This is a genomic window from Clostridium sp. UBA1056 (assembly GCA_002316385.1).
In the GTDB taxonomy this organism is placed as follows: Bacteria; Bacillota; Clostridia; order Clostridiales; family Clostridiaceae; genus Clostridium_J.
Genome location: DCDL01000054.1, coordinates 48,266 through 68,032 on the forward strand (window position 1 = coordinate 48,266; position 19,767 = coordinate 68,032).

Sequence of the window (19,767 nt, forward strand, 5' to 3'; positions counted from 1 at the left end):
TATTAAGGTTTTGGTGTTGTCCCAGTGCCCTCTGTAGGTGATTTAACTGTAGTACCTGTAGAGATTTCTCCACCTTGAGTTTTATAATTACTATTAGAATTATTCTGTTTTAATTCATCTGTAGAATTATTTACATTATTAGTATCTGGAGTAGAAACCTCTGTCTCAGCATCTGTATTTGGAGTTATAATTTGAAACTTAATTACCGTGAAAATGTTCAGCATCGTGGTTATATACCTTTTGATTAGGCTCTAGCCACATTTTTCTATCATTAAATATATATTCATGCACTTGTTCCTCTGTATAAGCTTCATCGTAACATAGGTAGAATAAATCATTAATATTAGAGTTATGAGAATATTCATCTCTAGGGAATCTTTCTTGTTCTATATCCTTAGTTCCTAAATTAAGTACATTAGCTGCTAGATTAAGTATTTCTTTATTAGATAAACTAGTTTCTACATAAGGTAAGAGCTTAGTTGCCATAGAGGCAAGTTGTGATGTACCTGCGCTAGAGATCTTATTAAACATCTCTGTCATAATTTTACGATGTCTTTCAGTTCTATCAAAGTCTCCTCCAGCAGTACTTCTAATTCTACAATAACCTAAAGTTTGAAAACCATTTAAGTGAACTTTTCCTGTTGTTTCATCTTTAATTAATTTTTCAGTAGGTATATTTAGAGCTTCTGAAACTAATACAATATAATTATCTACTTCTGTAATTTCTTCATCTGATAATTCGATATCTATACCACCGATAGCATCTACAAGTTCCTCAAGTTCTTGAAAATTAATTTTTACATAATCCTTAATATTAAGCCCAAAGTTCTGATTTAAAGTTTTTATTGTAAGTTGATGTCCACCATAGGCATAGGCATGGTTAAGCTTATCCTTATCATGATCAGGTATATCTATATATGTATCCCTCATTATAGAAGTAATTTTTAATTTTTTATGGACAGGATCAAAGGTTGCTATCATAGTAGCATCAGAACGACCTACATCATCTTCAGCTTCATTTTCATCTACACCTAAGATTGCTATATTTACTATATCTTTAATCTCACTAGTTTCAATTTTTTCAGTAACTTCTTCTTTAATACCTAGATCGCTTTCGTCAATCTCAACTCTTTTCATTTTAGATAATAGATTATTTCCATAAATCCACGCAATAGAAAGTATACATATAAGCGTAATAATGCAAATAATAGCTATCGTTATTTTAGAGTTTCGTTTTTTTCTTTTTCTTTCATTTGAATTCTTGTTAGAATTTCCCAATACAATCACATCCTAAAACTTATTATTTTTATGGTAAAATCGATTTTAAAACTAATATGTGTATAAAATAATGTATACTTTATTATAATATATACATAAAAATAAAGTAGGCATTATAAGAATTTTTACATAAATATTACAATATATTTGTACGATAACTTGTTATGCTAGCCAAATGATAGCGAAATAAATGCAATACGATTTAAAACAAAAAAATCTACTAAAAACAAAAGTATTTTATGTATTTATCCAAAAATAAAGTGCCTAATTTTTCTATAGTATCAATATTACCACATTGTGAATTTATAAAATAACATAGATTATGAGCTAACATTTTTAATGTAATTCTAGTCATAAAACTTAACTTTTATTTAGCTAAGATATTATTTATGTTAAATTGTGAAGCAAGTTGTTAAAATGATGCTTCAATTCTGAGTCTTATTTTTGATATATAATTACGGAGCCTAAAAGATTATTACTAGTTGCATTTTTCCCGTTTTTAATTTTATCGGGAATCAAGTATTTATAAGTATTGACAATAATAGGAAGAAAAACCGTAAAAAATCTTTTAAATTCTCAATTTTCTTAGATAAAATAATTAGTAAACTCTAACATGTATATCCACCATAGATGGTTAGTTGTGTTTCTATTAGTAGGGTGGATATTTTGTTAGAGTTTTTTTACATGGTAATTTTAACTAATACAATACGTTAATATATAGGAATAATTAATATATCCTAAGGAGATGAAACATTATTGGAATTTACATTTTCCCAGATTTTATTATCTTTAAATAGATATTCAGAAATTTCTTTTCTTGCAATATCCTCATCAAAAGTAAGATAAAAGATTTCATTAATTAAAGAATTTTCACTATACTCGTCTCTAGGAAATCTAGCTTGTTCTAGCTCTCTAGTATTCATAGATAAAACTTGAGTGCCTAATGAGAATATTTCAGAATTTGACAGAGTAGTTTCTACAAATGGAAGAAGCTTATTCATTGTAATAGCAAGCTTAGCATATCCAGAATCCGCTATCTTGTTAAACATCTCATTCATTATTTTTCTTTGCCTTTCAGTTCTATCAAAATCCCCACCAGAAGTTCCTCGAATTCGTGTATATCCAAGCGCTTCATAGCCTGTCATATGGACCGTACCATCTTTACTAAAGGATACATGCTTTGGAGTTTTACCCGCTGCTGTGTATACAGTATCAAGATAGTCATTAACATTCTCCAATTCAGTTTGAGACATTTTCATATCAATTCCGCCTATTGAATCAATAATATCCTCAAGTTCTGTAAAATCAACAGCAATATAATCAGTAATGTTAAGGTCAAAATTTTTGTTTATAGTTCTTATAGATAGTTCAGCACCACCATAGGCATAGGCATGATTAAGTTTATCATAGCCATAACCAGGTATATTAACATATGTGTCTCTCATTAATGATGTAATTTTAATTTTATTATTAATAGGATCAAGTGTTCCAATCATTATAGCATCAGAACGTTGAATATTATCCACTTTTTCATCTAGTCCAAATAATGCTATATTTACAATATCATTATATTCTTTTATATTTTCATGGTTATTTTTAAATTTATCACTAATTTCTAAATTTTTATTATCAATTGTAGTGCGTTTCATTTTATCTAGAGTAGAATAAATACTTACTAAAAATACAATGAGTAATATTATTAGTGAAATTATTGTAATAGATATAATTTTTCTTCGTTTACGTTGCTTTGCTCTTTTTTTCTTTAACTTTCTTTTTTTAGCATCCAAAGATTTTTTTTGATTGCTAGTGGTTCTTCTGTTAATAGAAGTTTTGTCATTATCCAAGATAAAGCACCCTTTCTAATTATTTTCTATACTATGCATCAATTACATATTAACAACTATTTATAATAGATAGATTACAAAGTTATTACAACATTAAGCAAAAATAAATAAAGCTAATTTAGTAATTAGAGGCTAGTATGTAAACTATTCTATAATTATACGATAAAAATTCTTATAATGGTATATTAAAAGAAGTTTTTTATCCTTCACAAATTTCTCTTAAATCTCATATTATGGGAATAAGCAATATAAAAGGTGATACTTGTGTTATACGCATTAATTTTGGCAGGGGGAAAAGGTACAAGACTTTATCCGCTGTCACGATCTAATAATCCTAAGCAGTTCTTAAAAGTTTTTAATGAAGATAGCTTTTTAACTAACACAGTTAAAAGGATAGAACCTTTAATAAATAAAGAGAATATATTTGTAGTTACTAATAAAGAATATATTGATAAGATTCATGGGGAATTATCTCAAGTAAATAAAGAAAATATATTTGTAGAGCCTAGTAATAAGGAGACTGCTTTGTAGACGATAGAGGTCATATTGAACAAGCCTTTTCTTAAAAGAATCACAAAATCTAAAAGTTGATCATGGAATGAGTCAGGTTATTCAATATTAAGCTTTTTAACAAATTCCTTTAACCTTTCCATATGAGACATAGAGTCTAAAGTATTACTGACATCAGGAACAAAAGAAGAAACATCAATATCAGCATTTTTCATCATTTAAGCTGCAACAAAATAAAAATGATTTATAGGAAAAGCATCACAACTACTATTTGCTTGTATATATGGATATTATGAACTGATTTCACAAAAAATATCCAGAGCTTTTTTAGTATTTATTATATTTTGTCGAAGTATAAGAAATAATTGTATGAATATAAAATATTATGATAAAATTATAATTAATATGTATAATTACGACATATATGAAATTGCTTTTTAAAATATGGATAAATAAAAATCGATAAGGGGGTTAGTTTATGTGTGACAAAATTAAAGGAAGATGTACTAATGAACCTAAGAGAATATGGAAACAGGAAAATAATCCATACAGAAGTTTAGTTTTCTGGGGATGGAATAATGAAAATGAGCCAAGTTTCTTAATACTTTATGGGATTCATAAGTTTAAAGAAGAAAAAAGTTATTGTGTAGACAATAGTGATATTGAAAGATTTGAAAACGTGTTATGTGATGATGTAACTTATACAAGTTATGCTGTATTTAATGGAAGAGATGGACATCTCCCATCTTTTGAAGCAGTAAACATAGTTGAAGATGGTGGCTACTACAATCGAAATATTCAGGATGAATTTCCTAAAATGTATTATAAGAAAGATTCAAGAGCAAATGGATGGAGCAGAAATTTAAATAATGAAGGACTTGTCAAAGAATATAGAAAATTTGATGATGGATATGGAATTACAATACCATATTTTGATGAGATATCATATTTAGAATTAGTTAGAAAAGTTATTAACTCTAATATTACTTTTGAGAATTTTAGATTTGCAGAAAATCCAAATGAAATTATTAAACTTACTGAAAATCTAAAAGAATATTATGAATTATTATGTGTAATGATGAGTGATAAAAATTTATATGTAAGGAAGAAAAGCCTAACACAATTATTAGAATGTGATGCAGATGAGGAAATTTATAAATATATCTTTAAACTAGGTAGTACAGAACTAATAAGTGGATTGTTTTTAGAGTGTGCAAAGAGAAATATAGACTCATTTATAGATGAAGCGGAGTATATTTGCAAAGAGGATATACACTATGCTGATGATTCTTATGTAGAAGGATTAAAAAGGTGTGCAGAAATATATTTAAATGCAGTTATAAAGGAAAGAAGAAAAGAAAGAGAAAAATGGATATATGACAATTTAGAAAAAATTGATCTTAATATAATAAAAATTGATAATAAAGAAGTTCCAAAAGGCAAGACTTTAAATGGTGCAAAATACAGAAAGCTATCTCTTCAAGGAAAGCTTCTTGAGTATGAAGGTCATTATGAAAGTGGTAATAATGGTCGATGGGAATATGTAAAGACCAGAGTAAAAGATAGATATAAAAAAGGGCCTTTTAATGATGGAGTTGTATTTGACCTTAAAGCATTTAAAAATATACTTCAAGAGGCAGAAGCATATAATATGGCAGACGTTATAGGTAAGATAGCCTATTACCTCGATGCACCTAGATTACATTACTATTTTAAAGGAAACAGTTTAAACAGAGAATTAAATTATCATAAAAAATATGTAAGAAGAATTATAGAGCATTATGGTGAAAAAGATCACGAAAGATTTATGGAAGCTATGAAGTGCCTCTTAACAAGCTATACAGAAGACGACTTCTTATGCAAATTTAAAGGGAATTTCCAGTTTAACTATTTTATTAAGAACTTATTATATTGTGATTTTAAGGAAAAGCCTCCTACAGGATGGGATAACTGGAGTGAAAGAAGTGAGTGGATGACAAATGATCAGCTTGCAGAACTTCGGGGAAGATATGAGGTTAAAAAGGAAATTTGGGACAACCATTTGGAAGATGTTTTGTATATTGCTTCTAATGCTCATATAAATACGATATTTAAAGCATGTTATTTTATTTTAAAAGAATCAGAAAGAACTAGTAAGTTAATAGAAAAAATGAATTATGAAGAGCTTATAAAATTAACAATGACAACGTACGAACCATTAGCTCAGATGTTTATGGAGGTTCTTGAAGATAAATTAAATAATGAAGAGACTTTTGACTTTAATATAATGTTAGCTTTAATAAATAATGAAAATGAAGATATTAATGAACTTGGAGTAAATTACTTTAACAGAACCAACGGATGCCTTACATGCAATAATATTGTAGAGTTAATGTTTTTAGATAATCTAGAAAAATGGATAGAGTATATTAATTCTAATATTAGCTCTATAGGACTAAATAATTATGATGGCTTTGTTAAAGCGCTGATTAATGCAGATGATAGATTTAAAAATTCTTCTGTTAAGCTTCCTAAAGAAATAGCAGATACCCTTTCATTATCTGTAAATAAAATTACAGAAATTACAGAAAGACAAAAGAGTGAATTGATTAAAAGTGTAATAAATTCAATTTTAGAAAAAGGATCTATGGAAAGTTTTATTGAAAGCTATTTAGAAGAGGTTATTTTTGCACTTTCATATTCAGAGCTTAGAGAAATATTGAAAGACTTTGAATTTAATTATAAAGACAAAAAATTGAGCAGTAGAAATAATATGATAATAAACTTAATAGGCTCAATTATGAATAATAGAATACCTTCAGATAGTGCAATAATTGGAATTTTAGAAACGGGTACATCTAAAATGCTAAAAACATTATTTGAAATTATTAATATAAATGAAGATGAACTTATTGAAAGATATTCAACAATGCTTATTTTCTTTGAAAGTGATGTTGAGATGTTGAATAAAAAATCCATAGAAATCTTTAATGAGATGAATGAAGAGTACAGGGTGAAGATGCATAAAATAATAATAGACTCACCAGTTAAAAAGGTTTATTCATTTGGAATACAAAAACTTAAAGAGATATATGGAGAATTTGTTCCAGAAGATTTTATTTTACATATGCTTGAACATACATCAGCAGAAGTTAAAGTATATATTTCCAATAAGGCAGACAATATTTTAAACAGTCTTGGAGAAGATAATGAAGATTTGTTTATGTATTATGTAAAAACTCTTTTATTACTTCCTAATAAAGTACGTAAGAATAAAGACAGTGTATATGATGCACTATATAAATTTGCACTTAAATATAAAGATAGAAAAGAAGAAGTGGAAAATCTTTTACTAGATATGGGAGGATCAAATATAATAAAGGATTCAGAGAAAGCTCTTGTTACTTTAGCTAAAATAAGAAAGGAGGCAGCTATATAATGAAAGTAAAATATAATTATGCAAGTCCTTCCATGTGCACTGGCAATGGAAATGAAACTACACTTGGTCTTAGTCCTGATTTAACCAGAGAAGAAAAAGTATCATTTTTAGGGAAACTTAAGCACCCTCTTATTTTTAGGGATGCAATGCTTATGCTTAGAGAAATAGTAATTTCAGATACAAGTATTAAAAAGAAAGAAAGAGTTGACTTTTTTGCATGGCTTGAAGGTGAAATTGAAAGAAGAATAGTTAAGCATGAACAATATATGCCACAGGTCAGAGAAGAGCTTAATGATAATATGAATGAGTTAATTTCTCAAATTGGGGAGAAAGACAGTGAAATAGAAAAACTCTATAAATTAAGAAATAAAATAAAAGGAGAAATAGATAAACAGGATATTTGGAGAGATTATAATAACCTTGAAAGAAATTTTTGGAAATTCTTAAGAGATAGAGACTACGATTTATGGCTTGTATTAGATCCAGTAATTACAGTCCATAAAGATGAAGTTTCCTTTGAAGCCTTTTCAATAGATGAATCTACTTATGGATGTTTATCTATAGATATTAATGAATTTGAACTTCTTCAAGAACCTAAGCTTGGTACTACTAATATAGATTTTAGTTATAAGCTTGCAAAAGAAATTGAGAGATTTAGAACCTACAATGAAGTGAATTTATCTGTAAATCCAGAAGGCTTTTCAGTTGAAAGTGGTGTAATGCCTGAATATGTTGAAAAGAAAATAGATCTTCCTGAAACATGGATAAAAGGCTTTAACCAGGTATCAGCAGCAGCCAGCCTTGGAGGCATTGATGTTACAATTAATAAGACTGATATGTATGATATATGCTCTTATTTAAGAAGGCACAAAGCTAAGGAAAGCCCAAGATATATGAAATGGATATTAGAGCCAGGTAAAAATATAAAAATCCTTTTTGAGCCTTTTAAAGAAGTTCTTACTTTAAAATCAATATACAATGGTGAAAAGAAAAGAGAAGAAAAAATCTGGGGAAGAAGAAGATGGCTTGTTATGGAGAAAGTAATTCCACTAGCCAATTCCTTTAAAATAAGATTGTTAGGCTTTGGAATGCCACAGTTTATTATAGCTGATATGGGAAGTATGAAAATGACAGTTGGACTTACATCATGGTCTTCTAATGACTGGGTTAAAGGAACTGCATTTAATATAATGGGAGGATTTATTGGAGAAGGAAATTATAATAAGGTATATGAGCTTCTTAAGGAGAAGAGAGCATTATCTATGGATGAAATCTTCAATGAACTAAAAGAAGATTCAAAATCTGCATGTAAAGCAGGAATAGGAATGCTTCTAAAAAAAGGTGAAGGATATTATGATCCTATTAACGATAAAGTTAGATTTAGAAGATTAATAAGTGAACCCCTTCCAGAGGAGATGTACAAAACTACAGAAACTGAATTGAATGTTCAGGAGCATATTAATGAAGGGATGGACAACTTTATTGTAAGTGTAAATGATGAAGGAGAATATGTGTTTAAACATTCAATGAAAACTCCAAATCCTAAAAAGGGTAAGTGGAAATATTATAGAACTCCAGATTTTGACCGCGAATATGATTATACAGATACAGAAATTAGAATAGATGAAGATGGTGCTATAACTTATGTTAGATGTGACTGCAAAGAATTCAAAAAAGGTGCAAGAAACATTTCAGAACCATGTGAACATATTCTTGCTTTATATATGATTTCTATAAAATTTTTGAAGGTTAAGCTTGAACCTAAAAAAGAATACAAAATTAATGATATTATGGAGAAATTGTTATGATGGAGAACTATGGAAGTAATATAGATAATAGACAAAGTTACAGAAATGCTGTAAACACAATGGGGAAAAAGGAATTTACATTAATTAAGATGCAGGAATATGGATTTTGGCCTAAAGACCTTCCTACACCTTATGAAAGACAAGTAAACGAAACACCAGAAGAATATCTAAAAAGAAAAGAACTGTTAGAAAAATATGAAGAAGTTATAAATGACATTAATGATCTTTATAAAGAGAAAGATGAAATCAATAATAAATTAAAAGAGCTTAGAGATAAGTACGATGATACATGGGACTATGAGAAAATAAGAAAAGATGTTTCACAAGCTATAATGAAGGAATCCATTGAAAGACGTAAAGAAATAAAAGAACAAAGGAAGCTTGAACAGAAAGCTAAATCTGAGGCATGGAAGAAACACAAAAGTGAAAATATAGTTTATATTGGAAAAGGATATTCAAAAGCTTTATTTTTAAAAGAAACAAATGAGGAAAAGCTAACAAAGTTAGGAATCCCTATTATAAAAGATGATAAAGAGTTGGCAGAATTTCTTAATATTGAGTATAAACAACTTAGATTTTTAACATATCATAGAGATGTAGTGAAATTTGATAATTATACAAGATACACTATTCCTAAGAAAAAAGGGGGAGTACGTAATATTGCAGCTCCTAAAAAAACACTTAAAAATGTTCAGAGAACGATATTAGAAGAAATCCTTTCTAAAATAGAAGTAAGTGGATGTGCTCATGGATTTATAAAAGGAAAATCTGTTGTATCGGGTGCAAAGGATCATAAAAATCATGCTAAATCTGAACTTTTAATCAACATAGATTTAGAAAAATTCTTTCCTACAATAACATTTGAAAGAGTAAGAGGAATGTTTCAAAACTTTGGTTATAGTGGATATGTAGCTTCATTGTTAGCTATGATATGTACTTATTGTGAACGTATGGATATGGAAATTAAAGGTGAAACTGTATATGTAAAAACTAGTGATAGAATACTTCCACAAGGATCACCTGCAAGTCCTATGATCACAAATATTATCTGTAACAAGCTAGACAAGCGTCTTAATGGTCTTGCTTTGAAATATGACTTTACCTATTCAAGATACGCAGATGATATGAGTTTTAGCTTTAATAAAGACAACATAATATTATCTAATGAAGAGGACATTAATGTAGGAAAAGTTCTTGGAATAATTTCTAAAATTATAAGAGAAGAAGGATTTAGTATAAATTCTGAGAAAACTAAATTCTTAAGGGAAAACAACAGGCAGGCTATAACTGGTATAGTAATCAATAATGATGAAATAGGAGTTCCTAAAAAGTGGGTTAAAAACCTAAGGGCAGCCATACACAATGCATCAAAACTTAAAGAATGTGGTTCAAATATACCACAGAGTGTTGTAAATGAAATAAAGGGAATGACATCATGGCTTGCATGTGTAAATAAAGAGAAATATTCCAAGATAATAGATGGAAGTGAAAATTTATTAAAATAATGCTTTATACTAGCCAAAATAGTCAAAATATGATATAATTATTACATAGTTTACGTTAAATTTATAAAAAAATAAATTTCCTGGCCTTTTTGCTGTAGTGTTGCGCTATGGTTGTAATTTGTCAGATATACATCATTAAGTTATGCGCAATTTAGCTCCGCGACACTAACTGTGCACATTTAAAATCGATCCTTCGGTTATGTGACAGTTAGTGTGCTCCGCCGAAGTGTCATAACAGAATATTATGAATTGTTAGCAGGAAATTTATTAAATATGATTAGCTGTATAAAATTGAGTTTTAAGCTTAATTTTATACAGCTTTTTTGTGAAATCTAAAAAATATGAAAATCAAGATATGTTATAAATATAGATAAAAATGAAGTTTACTACCAATTGTAAGATTTCCTGGTTTGGTAATAAAAATAAAAATTTCTATTAAATATAGTAATAGATATAAATGGGAGGAAATCTTTATGAAAAAAGATATACCAATTACTTTATTTTATGGCATAGAAGATTTTACAAAGCTATTTAATCAATTAGTAGAAGATAAAATGAGAAGTATAGAAGAAAATATTAAGAATGAGCGAAATAATAGAATTGATAAATGCTATTCATCCACAAGTGAAGAGATGGATGTAAATGAATAAAATATGGAATATAGCGATTTATGCAAGAGTTTCTACAGATAAAAAAGAGCAGTCAGAGTCTATTCCAATGCAGGTTGAAAATCTAAAGAAATGGATACTAGATAAGTCTAAGGAAGATGTAGATTCCCTATATAACTTAATAGATATCTATGAAGATCAAGGTAGTTCTGGTTCTAACTTTGAAAGAGAATCTTTTATTAGAATGAAAGAAGATATAGAAAGTAATAAAATAAATATGATAGTTACCAGAGACTTATCTAGATTTTCTAGAAACTATATTCTTGCTGGATATTATTTAGAAGATTACTTTAAAGTAAACAACATTAGATTTGTATCTGTGCTTGATAGTGTAGATACAGAACAGGAATTTGACAATGATATTATCCCTTTCAAGAACATTATTAATGAAATGTATATAAAAGACTGTAGCAAAAGAGTCCGTTCTGCACTTAAGACAAGAATGGAAAGAGGAAGCAGTATTGCAAGTAAACCACCATATGGGTATAAATTTACAGAAACTTATGAAGGAAATTTAAAAACAATATCTTTAGATCCAGCAAATGATGAGAGTACAGAAGTAGTAAAAGATATATTTAATAAATATCTATCAGGATGGGGAGCAGGTAAGATAGCCTCTTATCTAAATAAAAATGAAATTGAACCACCATCAAATAAGGTTAAGAATTTTGCTAGAAAAAAACTTGGTAAATGGAGTAACAATACAATAATGAGTATACTTAGAAATCCTAAGTATGGTGGTTATATGGTACAAGGAAGATATAAGAAAGTAAGTTATAAGGTAAAAAAAATTAATGTTATGCCCAAAGAACAGTGGATTTATGGAGGGGAATTTGAGGGTATAGTCACTAAAGAAATTTTTAATCGTACACAAGAAATGATAAAAAACCGTTCTACTAATAATTACAGGTATAGGAATGGAATAGTTCATCCATTTTCTACAGTACTAAAGTGTGGAAAGTGTAGTGGCAGTATGACTTATAGAAAAAGCTATGAAGGATATAAGTGTACAAATAGTCAGCAAGGGGCTAAAAGATGTTCTCCTCACAGTATTAAGGAAAGCAAGCTTATAGAGATTGTCTCAAACGAAATAAAAAATATGGTGGAACAAAAAAGTGATAAAGAAGAAATCTATAATAAGTATAATAATTTAAAATTGAAAAATAATGTTCTAAATAATTTGGAGTTAGTAGAAAAGAAACTAAAATTTCTGGATAATCAGTTTAAAAAGTTATATGAAGATAAATTAGAAGAAACAATAAACGAAAGAAATTTTAAGTTTATGTTGAATGAGATTCAAATAAAGCAAGATAAACTTATAAAAAAAAGAGATGAACTAAAAAGTTTAAACGCTAATAATGGCGATGTAAAAGAGATGCTAAAGAAATATAAACATGAAATGGATGCTTTGCTAAGTGGAAAAACAATTGACAGAAAATTAGTAGAAACCCTAATTGATAAAATTGTTATAATAGAAGATGAAAATACAAAGGAAAAAAATGTACAGGTATATTTTAAATTTCATAAATAAATATAATTATAGAGAAGCTTAAATTACAATATAAAGTATAGTGTATTTAATATACTATTGATGAAGTTAGAACAAAATAAGTAGATTCATTTGCATGTAAAATTTCTAGTAGTTTATTTTTTAAGCATAGTAAGTCAGAAGAAATTAAAAGAAATGGGGCAATAGTTTATTAAATTTTGTGAAAAAGAACCATATCGTCTAAAAAGAGACTGCTACGTGTATAGGTCTTGCAGCAGCCAAGCTGTTAAAGAGAGATAAAGATGCTGTTATGGTAGTGTTACCATCTGATCATTATATAGATGGGGAAAAAGCATTTTTAGATACTTTAAAAAATGCCGTAGAGTTAGCAGAAAAAAGGAGGGGACTTATAACTATAGGCATTGAACCTACTAGGCCAGAGACAGGATATGGATACATTGAAATGGGAGATCCAGTAACAAGCTCTATGAAGACTTATAAGGTAGCTAGATTTACAGAAAAACCTAATATAGATGTAGCTAAGGATTTTATTTTAAAAGGTACCTATCTATGGAATTCCGGAATGTTTGTCTGGAGAGCAGATGTATTTATGAGGGAGATGCAAAAATATTTGCCCAAGATGTATATCTCCATTAGTGAAATCTATAAGCATGTTGGAGAAGAGGATGAAGAAGAAGTTATAGAGAAAGAATATAGGAGAATAGATGGTATTTCAGTTGATTTTGGAATAATGCAGAAAACTAGAAAGGGATATGTAATAGAAAGTGAATTCCAGTGGGATGATATTGGAAGTTTTGCATCCTTAACGAGATTCCTAGATGAATATAATGGTAATAAGGTAATTGGTTCTGCATACTTAGATTCTAGTGAAAATTGTGCAATATTTGGACAGAAAAATCTAATTATAGGGTTTGGTATTAAAGATTTAGTTATTGTAGATGCAGGGGATGTTATTCTAGTAATGGATAAAAGTAAAGATCAGGAATTAAAGCATCTAATTAATGAAATGAAGGAAAGGAAAGGACTAGAGGAATTCCTGTAATATTAAGTGAAATTAAGCTTTATAAAAAGTTTAATTTTTCAATAAAGCTTAGTTAAAAATTCATAGGAGTGTGATAATATTAACTCCCATATTCATAGGGGATGAGAACCATATATTGATATATCTTAGAAGTAATAATAGTAGCTTTTAGATAAGTTAGAATTCTATATAAGCTTTACTAGCAATTTATAAAACTATTTTCTAATATATAAAAAACTCACTGTTTTATTATACAGTGAGTTTTTATATTTTGAGGAAGAGTTGAAATGTGTATTTACTTGTTATAGTAATTAAAGGTAATAGTAGGCCTACTAATATATCAAGCTTTATTAGGACATTAATTACACTATTAAATAATAGATATCCTCAAATTCCTATAAAGAGACTAACTATTTAAATAGTTAACTTTTTAAAGTAGTTAAATATACGGAAAGTTCCCTATATAACTTTTTATATATTTATATAGAGAAAATTTCATATAATGCATTATTTGACGGGATGTTATTAATAAAAGGCTCTATGTTTAACTAGGCATAATAGGATATATATCTATATCATTAGCTTTCCTCTATAGTTCTTAAATATATATCATTGTATATATCTAAGGTTTTTCTAGCAGTGTTTTCCCAAGAAAATTCTTTTGCTCTTAGTAGAGCAATTTTGCTAAATTCATCGCGAAGAGTTTCGCTACCAAGCATAAGTTCCATAGAATCTAAAAGAGATTTATCACTATGAGGATCGATTAAAATCCCGCTATGACCGACTACCTCTGGAATAGAGGTAGTATTAGAAGAAATTACAGGAGTTCCACAACTCATTGCTTCAAGTGGTGGTAAACCAAAGCCTTCATAAAGTGAAGGATATACAAAGCATTCACAAGCATTATAATAAATAGGCAAATCTTCATCAGGAGCAAAACCTGTAAATTTTATATATCTACTCATATTAAGTTTATCAACTAATTTTACAAGTTCTTGGGATTCATCTCTATAAGAACCTACAATTACTAAGTTATATTCCTTATGCATATGCTTCACTAACTTACTAAAGGAGGTTATTAGAGAGTATACATTTTTACGCTTGCTAAAGCCTCCAAGATAAAGGATAAAAGGTTTATCTACTCCATATTTTTCTTCTATTATATTTCTACATTGCTCTTTATCTAAAGGTCTATATTTTTTATCAGCAGCTAGTGGAGTAACAAAGACCTTATTTTCGTCCACTGGGAAAAATCTAAGGATGTCTTGTTTTGAGTATTCAGATACTGTAATAATTCCATTGCTTGATTCTATTATAAAAGGCATTTCCTTTAAGAATTTAAGCAAGTATCCTTTACCTACAGTTTCAGGCATTATATAAGGAATTAAATCGTGAATTGTAACTATTTTTTTACAATTGACTTCAGATGTCAATCCTATACCGTTTTGCGGGATATGATATAAATCTATATTTTCTCTCTTTAAATCTTCTGGGAAAAAGCTATCTTGGAAGAATCTTTGATATTTTTTTGAGCACATAACTAAATTTGTATTTTCCTTTTGATAGCTTTGATAGTTTTCACCAGACCAATAAATTTGGTAAAAGTTATTTCTATCTATGTTAAGTAAATTTTTCAAAAGGTTTTCTGTATATGTTCCAATACCACTGCCGTTATACCAGTTTATACCTCTACCATCTATGGCTAATTTCATAATTTTCACTCCTTTAAAAACCATATATTACATATTAATCAGGGAATAAATAAGTGTTACAAATACTTGAAAACTAAACACACATTTATTCCAACTATCATATATTACCTATAGAAGGTTCATGGAGGAGGTTTTTTTGGAAAATTTAGAGATAGCAGAAATATTAAAAAAAGAATATAACATTTTAGTAACTTCTATAGAAAAAATAAAAAGTGTTTATAGAGTAGAGACAAATGAACAGATATACTGCTTAAAGATAATAAAATATGAACTTCCACATTTTTTATTCATATTAGGAGCTATGAAACATCTAAATAATAATGGATTTGAATATGTACCAAACATAATAAAAACAACAAGAGGGAGCGATTATATAAAATTTGATGAGAATTTTGCCTATGTAACATTGTGGATTAATGGAAGGGAAAGTTCTTATGAGAATCCAATTGAACTTTCTATAGCTGCTAAAAAACTAGGTCAGCTTCATAAATCTAGTGAAGGATTTGTAATAAGTAAAGATATGAAACCTAGAGTGGGATGGTTTAAGTGGATAGAAGTATATAGGACAAGAAAGGGAGAAATATTGAGTTTCAAAGATATAATAGATAGAAACCCTCAAAAGACAGAGGTAGATTTATATTATTTGAGTATGATGAAAGATGAGATTCAAAGGTGTGATAGGGCTATAGATAATCTTTGTAATACAAAATATGAAAGTAAAATGCTTGATGAGATAAGATTAGGAGGTTTTTGTCATCATGACTACGCCCATCATAATGTGCTTATAGGTGATGACAATAAAATAAATATCATTGATTTTGATTACTGCATTTTAGATACTCATTTGCATGATTTAGCAAGTCTATTAATTAGGGCGATGAAATATGGTAGATGGAATAAAGAAAGAGTAAGAATCATTTTAAGGGATTACAAATCAGCTCATAAATTAGAGCAAGATGATATTAAAATCATGGCTGCTTTTATGGAGTTTCCTCAAGATTATTGGCAACGGGGTATTCAATACTACTGGGAGAAAAAAATGTGGGGCGAGGAATTCTTTTTAAGAAAACTAAAGTCCTATGCTGATGATAGAGATGAAAGACAGGAATTTATAAATGAGTTTAGACAATTTAAGTTGAATAATCTTTAGGGAGGGGATTATGTGAGTAAGAATGAAAATAAAAATTACGATGAATATATAGAAAATATGGAAGAAATAAAAAGCTTAGAAGATTACGATAAAAGATTAGAAGATATGGAGGCTTATATTAAAGAGTTAAAAAAGATTAAGAAAAGAAAAAAGAAGATGATGGAGCTTCAAATGGAGAAGGAAGAAATACTCAAGAAGATAAATAAAGTGGAAAAGAATAAACACAAGTAGAGGTGATAAAATGAATAGATTTTTTTATGATAGCTTCCAGCAATATTTAACTACTATGGGCGTTAAAAAAGTAAATTTTATGCTTAAAAATAATGAAACATTAAACAGGCGAATACTAGAGGGAAAGGTACTAGACCAGATTCATATTATAAATGAAGTCCATAAACTATCTTGTGGATTTAATGGATATCTAAGAAAGAGAATAAATAATCATACTTGTAAATTAATAGAAGATGATAAAATTCAACTTAATAAGCTCAGAAGAAGCTTAGAGAAGATTGAGGAAAATGGACCAGCAGATAGAATAGAAGAAATAGTTCTAGAAAGAGGATACAAGATTTTAGCTAGAGGTGAGAATGTTATTGATACCATAATGAACAATGGATACATGGACTTAGTTGCAAGAAGTATGGATAATGTGGAGATATGTTTAACTGATGTAGATTTTGATAATCTAGGAAAAGGTGAAACTATAGAAATTGTAAATTTCGATGATATAGCATATAACATGGTAGAAATGGATTGTTACTATTTCTTAGTAAAACTTAAGAGAAAGGGATTTAAGGTAGATTTTAATAGATGTATAGATGAATTTTGTAAACTAGAAGGATTAGAAGAGAATAGTAAAATTTTCATTAAAGCACTTTTATCTTATCCTTATGAATTTATTAAAATATATGAGAAGTACAAAAAGAATAAAAAGAATTGGAATGAAGAGGAATATATAAGAAGGTTATTAAATGGCATTAAGGAGGATGAGATGTCTTTAATATAAGGAGGTGGGCTTAAAGGCTATGGAAAATAGATTTTCTTATAAAGAATGGCTGAGTAAGTACTATTTAGACATAAGGTTTTTTGATAACTATGATTTTTTAGTAACAGATATAATTCCCTTAAGAAAGGTATTTATTCTTGTAACAGATAAGGGAAATAAAATATTAAAAAAAGTAGATTATGCTAAGAAAGATTTATATTTTATAGTATATGGAATAAATTATTTAATAAACAATGGATTTGATAGAATCATAAATTTTTATCGAAATAATATGGGACATATCACCACAAAGTGGAAAGAAAGTACCTATGTAGTTATGGATTTGATAGAAGGAAGAGAGTGTGAATATAATAATCCTTTGGATATTAATATAGCAACTAATAGTTTAGCAGATATGCATAAAGCATCAAAAGGAATAGGGTTTTGCAAGGAAGGTGACAGGTTTAGAGGGTTTAAACTTATAGATAGTTATAAGGAAAAGCTTAAGGATTTGGAAAAAATGAAAGCTATAGCTTTAAGCTATAAGAATAAAAATGAGTTTCATGAAATATTTCTTAAACATGCAGATTACTTCCTTGAAAGAATGAGGAATAGTATAGATGTATTAGAAAATTCCCGTTATATGGAGTTATGTAAGGATAAAGAAAATTTTATTCTTTGTCATCATGATTTAGCTTATCATAATATTTTAATAAAAGATAATAAAGGATATTTTATAGATTTTGACTACTCTATAATAGATTTAAGAATACATGATATATGTAATTTTATAAATAAAACTACAAAGCACAGTTGCTATGATTTTAATGTATTAAAGCAAATTATGGATGAATATAATAAGGAAATTCCGCTATTAAAGGAAGAGTATCAAGTGTTGTATGGAATGCTTTTATTCCCAGAAAGTTTCTATTCTATATCAAGAGATTATTTTTATAGAAAAAAACTTTGGAAATATGATAGTTACCTGTATAAAATTGAAAAAAGAGTGCAAGATATAGAAGAAAGACAAGAGATGGTAGAAAGCTTCAAAAATGTTTACGTGTTAGCTACAACCTAGTCCCCCCTAGAGTGTAGCAGAAAAGGGTTTGTTGCATTAGGTGCAACAGACCCTTTCTTTTATGGAAATATGAAGTTGAATTATTTATTATACAAAATGATGTAGTTTCTATTTACCCTATGATGAAACTATTTTTTTATAACTTTCCAAAGTATTTATTGCAGTATTTTCCCAAGATAAGGAGGTTACCTTTATAAAGCCTTTATGAATTAAATCATCTCGAACTTCATTATCTAGTAGTGTTGTTAAAATACTTTCTGTAAGTTCATTTATGTCATAGGGTGAGCAAAGCATAGCGCTGTCACCTAAAATTTCAGGTATGGAAGTTACATTAGATGCAACTACAGGTATACCACATGCCATAGCTTCTATAGGTGGAAGTCCAAAGCCTTCATAGAAGGAGGGATATACTAAGAGAGCTGCATTATTATATAGGTAAGGCATATGTTCCATAGCTATAAATCCAGGAAATATAACCTTGTCATCAATCTTTAGCTTTTCACAAAGGCCTTTATAAATGCTATAAGATTTACCCTTAGTTCCTGCTATAACTAATTTCATATCATTAGGAAGCTTGTTATGCATCCTGCTAAAGGATTCAATAAGACCAGAAATGTTCTTTCTAGGACTAAATCCTCCTGTATATAAAATATAATTTTTAGGTAGAGAATAGTATTTTTTCATTATAGTGCTGCATAGAATTTTATCAAGGGGTTTATAAATATCTTCACTAGCTAAGTAGGTAACGTATATTTTTTCTTTAGGAAAATTAAAGTCCTTTGAAATATCTTCCTTTGAGAAATTAGAAACAGTAATTATACCGTCACATCTACTTACTATATTCTCCATTTCCTTATTAAAAAGGTTAAGATATTTATCACCAACGGTTTCAGGCATATGAGTTGGTATTGTATCGTGAAGAGTAATAACAAAAGGGAGTTTGTGGTCTAAAGGTAAGCCAATACCATTTTGAGGTACATGATATATGTTTAAATCTTCATTATTTAAGTTTATAGGGAGACTAACACTTTCCCAAAAGTTATCAGTATTGTTATTAAAAATAGAAGAAATTTTAAAATTAGAGTTAAAGTTAATAGGCGTAGAGTTACCATCATTAAATAGAGTGTACTTATTTACAGAATCAACTTTATTAATGGCATTTATAAGTTGATATGCATAGGTCCCTATACCAGTACCTCTATACCATTTGGCAGCTCTGATGTCGATACCAATATTCATACAAATACTCCTTTATAATAGGTTATTATAATCTATACTAT

15 protein-coding genes and 1 pseudogene are annotated in these 19,767 nt (G+C 28.4%); 11 read left to right on the plus strand and 5 right to left on the minus strand.

Going from position 1 to position 19,767, the window contains the following annotated elements; all coding sequences use genetic code 11:
* Positions 1–2: 2 nt before the first annotated feature.
* The 3 genes from B3W71_RS13410 to B3W71_RS13420 form a co-directional block, all read right to left on the minus strand.
* Positions 3–224, minus strand: coding sequence for a hypothetical protein (locus B3W71_RS13410; RefSeq protein ID WP_346889439.1), 222 nt, complete (start codon positions 222–224; stop codon positions 3–5).
* Positions 199–1,278, minus strand: a complete 1,080-nt coding sequence (locus tag B3W71_RS13415) for an LCP family protein (protein ID WP_346889440.1) — start codon at positions 1,276–1,278, stop codon at positions 199–201. The genes B3W71_RS13410 and B3W71_RS13415 overlap by 26 nt, the downstream gene beginning before the upstream one ends.
* A 737-nt stretch (positions 1,279–2,015) precedes the next feature.
* On the minus strand, positions 2,016–3,122 hold the full coding sequence (locus B3W71_RS13420; protein ID WP_346889441.1) for an LCP family protein: 1,107 nt from the start codon (positions 3,120–3,122) through the stop codon (positions 2,016–2,018).
* Positions 3,123–3,386: 264 nt separating this feature from the next.
* On the opposite strand from B3W71_RS13420, the gene B3W71_RS13425 reads away from it, so the two are divergent.
* The 7 genes and pseudogenes from B3W71_RS13425 to B3W71_RS13455 all read left to right on the plus strand — a co-directional run.
* Positions 3,387–3,653 carry a sugar phosphate nucleotidyltransferase gene (locus tag B3W71_RS13425; protein ID WP_346889442.1) on the plus strand — a complete coding sequence of 89 codons (267 nt, stop codon included), beginning with the start codon at positions 3,387–3,389 and terminating at the stop codon, positions 3,651–3,653.
* Positions 3,654–4,110: 457 nt separating this feature from the next.
* Complete coding sequence (locus B3W71_RS13430) at positions 4,111–7,050, plus strand: hypothetical protein (protein ID WP_346889443.1); 2,940 nt, start codon at positions 4,111–4,113, stop codon at positions 7,048–7,050.
* A complete protein-coding gene (locus tag B3W71_RS13435) occupies positions 7,050–8,858 on the plus strand; it encodes a hypothetical protein (RefSeq protein WP_346889444.1) in 1,809 nt (602 codons plus the stop codon). The genes B3W71_RS13430 and B3W71_RS13435 overlap by 1 nt, the downstream gene beginning before the upstream one ends.
* A complete protein-coding gene (locus B3W71_RS13440; RefSeq protein WP_346889445.1) occupies positions 8,855–10,363 on the plus strand; it encodes a reverse transcriptase family protein in 1,509 nt (502 codons plus the stop codon). Before B3W71_RS13435 ends, B3W71_RS13440 begins: the two co-directional genes overlap by 4 nt.
* A 473-nt stretch (positions 10,364–10,836) precedes the next feature.
* Positions 10,837–11,013, plus strand: coding sequence for a hypothetical protein (locus tag B3W71_RS13445; RefSeq protein ID WP_346889446.1), 177 nt, complete (start codon positions 10,837–10,839; stop codon positions 11,011–11,013).
* Complete coding sequence (locus B3W71_RS13450) at positions 11,006–12,562, plus strand: recombinase family protein (protein WP_346889447.1); 1,557 nt, start codon at positions 11,006–11,008, stop codon at positions 12,560–12,562. Before B3W71_RS13445 ends, B3W71_RS13450 begins: the two co-directional genes overlap by 8 nt.
* A gap of 202 nt (positions 12,563–12,764) precedes the next feature.
* Positions 12,765–13,583, plus strand: a pseudogene (locus B3W71_RS13455) (mannose-1-phosphate guanylyltransferase); the annotation flags it as partial.
* Positions 13,584–14,140: 557 nt separating this feature from the next.
* Here B3W71_RS13455 and B3W71_RS13460 read toward each other — a convergent pair.
* The gene (locus B3W71_RS13460; RefSeq protein WP_346889448.1) at positions 14,141–15,274 is read right to left on the minus strand and encodes a glycosyltransferase family 1 protein; all 1,134 of its coding nucleotides are present in this window, start codon (positions 15,272–15,274) and stop codon (positions 14,141–14,143) included.
* A gap of 136 nt (positions 15,275–15,410) precedes the next feature.
* Between B3W71_RS13460 and B3W71_RS13465 the strand changes: the two genes are divergently transcribed.
* The 4 genes from B3W71_RS13465 to B3W71_RS13480 are packed head-to-tail and all read left to right on the plus strand — an operon-like array spanning position 15,411 to position 18,487.
* Positions 15,411–16,424, plus strand: coding sequence for a CotS family spore coat protein (locus B3W71_RS13465; protein ID WP_346889449.1), 1,014 nt, complete (start codon positions 15,411–15,413; stop codon positions 16,422–16,424).
* Between the two features lie 12 nt (positions 16,425–16,436).
* Positions 16,437–16,655 carry a hypothetical protein gene (locus B3W71_RS13470; protein WP_346889450.1) on the plus strand — a complete coding sequence of 73 codons (219 nt, stop codon included), beginning with the start codon at positions 16,437–16,439 and terminating at the stop codon, positions 16,653–16,655.
* Between the two features lie 10 nt (positions 16,656–16,665).
* The gene (locus B3W71_RS13475) at positions 16,666–17,430 is read left to right on the plus strand and encodes a hypothetical protein (RefSeq protein ID WP_346889451.1); all 765 of its coding nucleotides are present in this window, start codon (positions 16,666–16,668) and stop codon (positions 17,428–17,430) included.
* A 19-nt stretch (positions 17,431–17,449) separates the two neighbouring features.
* Positions 17,450–18,487 (plus strand): CotS family spore coat protein, encoded by a 1,038-nt coding sequence (locus B3W71_RS13480; protein ID WP_346889452.1) that lies wholly within the window; start codon positions 17,450–17,452, stop codon positions 18,485–18,487.
* Positions 18,488–18,604: 117 nt separating this feature from the next.
* Here B3W71_RS13480 and B3W71_RS13485 read toward each other — a convergent pair whose 3' ends face one another.
* Entirely contained in the window at positions 18,605–19,726 is a 1,122-nt protein-coding gene (locus tag B3W71_RS13485) for a glycosyltransferase family 1 protein (RefSeq protein WP_346889453.1), read from the minus strand.
* Positions 19,727–19,767 lie beyond the last annotated feature (41 nt).

Bases quoted from the DNA above. Each gene is read 5' to 3' on its own strand.
- B3W71_RS13410 (WP_346889439.1), bottom strand. From the start codon at position 224: ATGCTGAACATTTTCACGGTAATTAAGTTTCAAATTATAACTCCAAAT.
- B3W71_RS13430 (WP_346889443.1), top strand. From the start codon at position 4,111: ATGTGTGACAAAATTAAAGGAAGATGTACTAATGAACCTAAGAGAATA.
- B3W71_RS13435 (WP_346889444.1), top strand. From the start codon at position 7,050: ATGAAAGTAAAATATAATTATGCAAGTCCTTCCATGTGCACTGGCAAT.
- B3W71_RS13440 (WP_346889445.1), top strand. From the start codon at position 8,855: ATGATGGAGAACTATGGAAGTAATATAGATAATAGACAAAGTTACAGA.
- B3W71_RS13445 (WP_346889446.1), top strand. From the start codon at position 10,837: ATGAAAAAAGATATACCAATTACTTTATTTTATGGCATAGAAGATTTT.
- B3W71_RS13450 (WP_346889447.1), top strand. From the start codon at position 11,006: ATGAATAAAATATGGAATATAGCGATTTATGCAAGAGTTTCTACAGAT.
- B3W71_RS13460 (WP_346889448.1), bottom strand. From the start codon at position 15,274: ATGAAATTAGCCATAGATGGTAGAGGTATAAACTGGTATAACGGCAGT.
- B3W71_RS13475 (WP_346889451.1), top strand. From the start codon at position 16,666: ATGAATAGATTTTTTTATGATAGCTTCCAGCAATATTTAACTACTATG.
- B3W71_RS13480 (WP_346889452.1), top strand. From the start codon at position 17,450: ATGGAAAATAGATTTTCTTATAAAGAATGGCTGAGTAAGTACTATTTA.
- B3W71_RS13485 (WP_346889453.1), bottom strand. From the start codon at position 19,726: ATGAATATTGGTATCGACATCAGAGCTGCCAAATGGTATAGAGGTACT.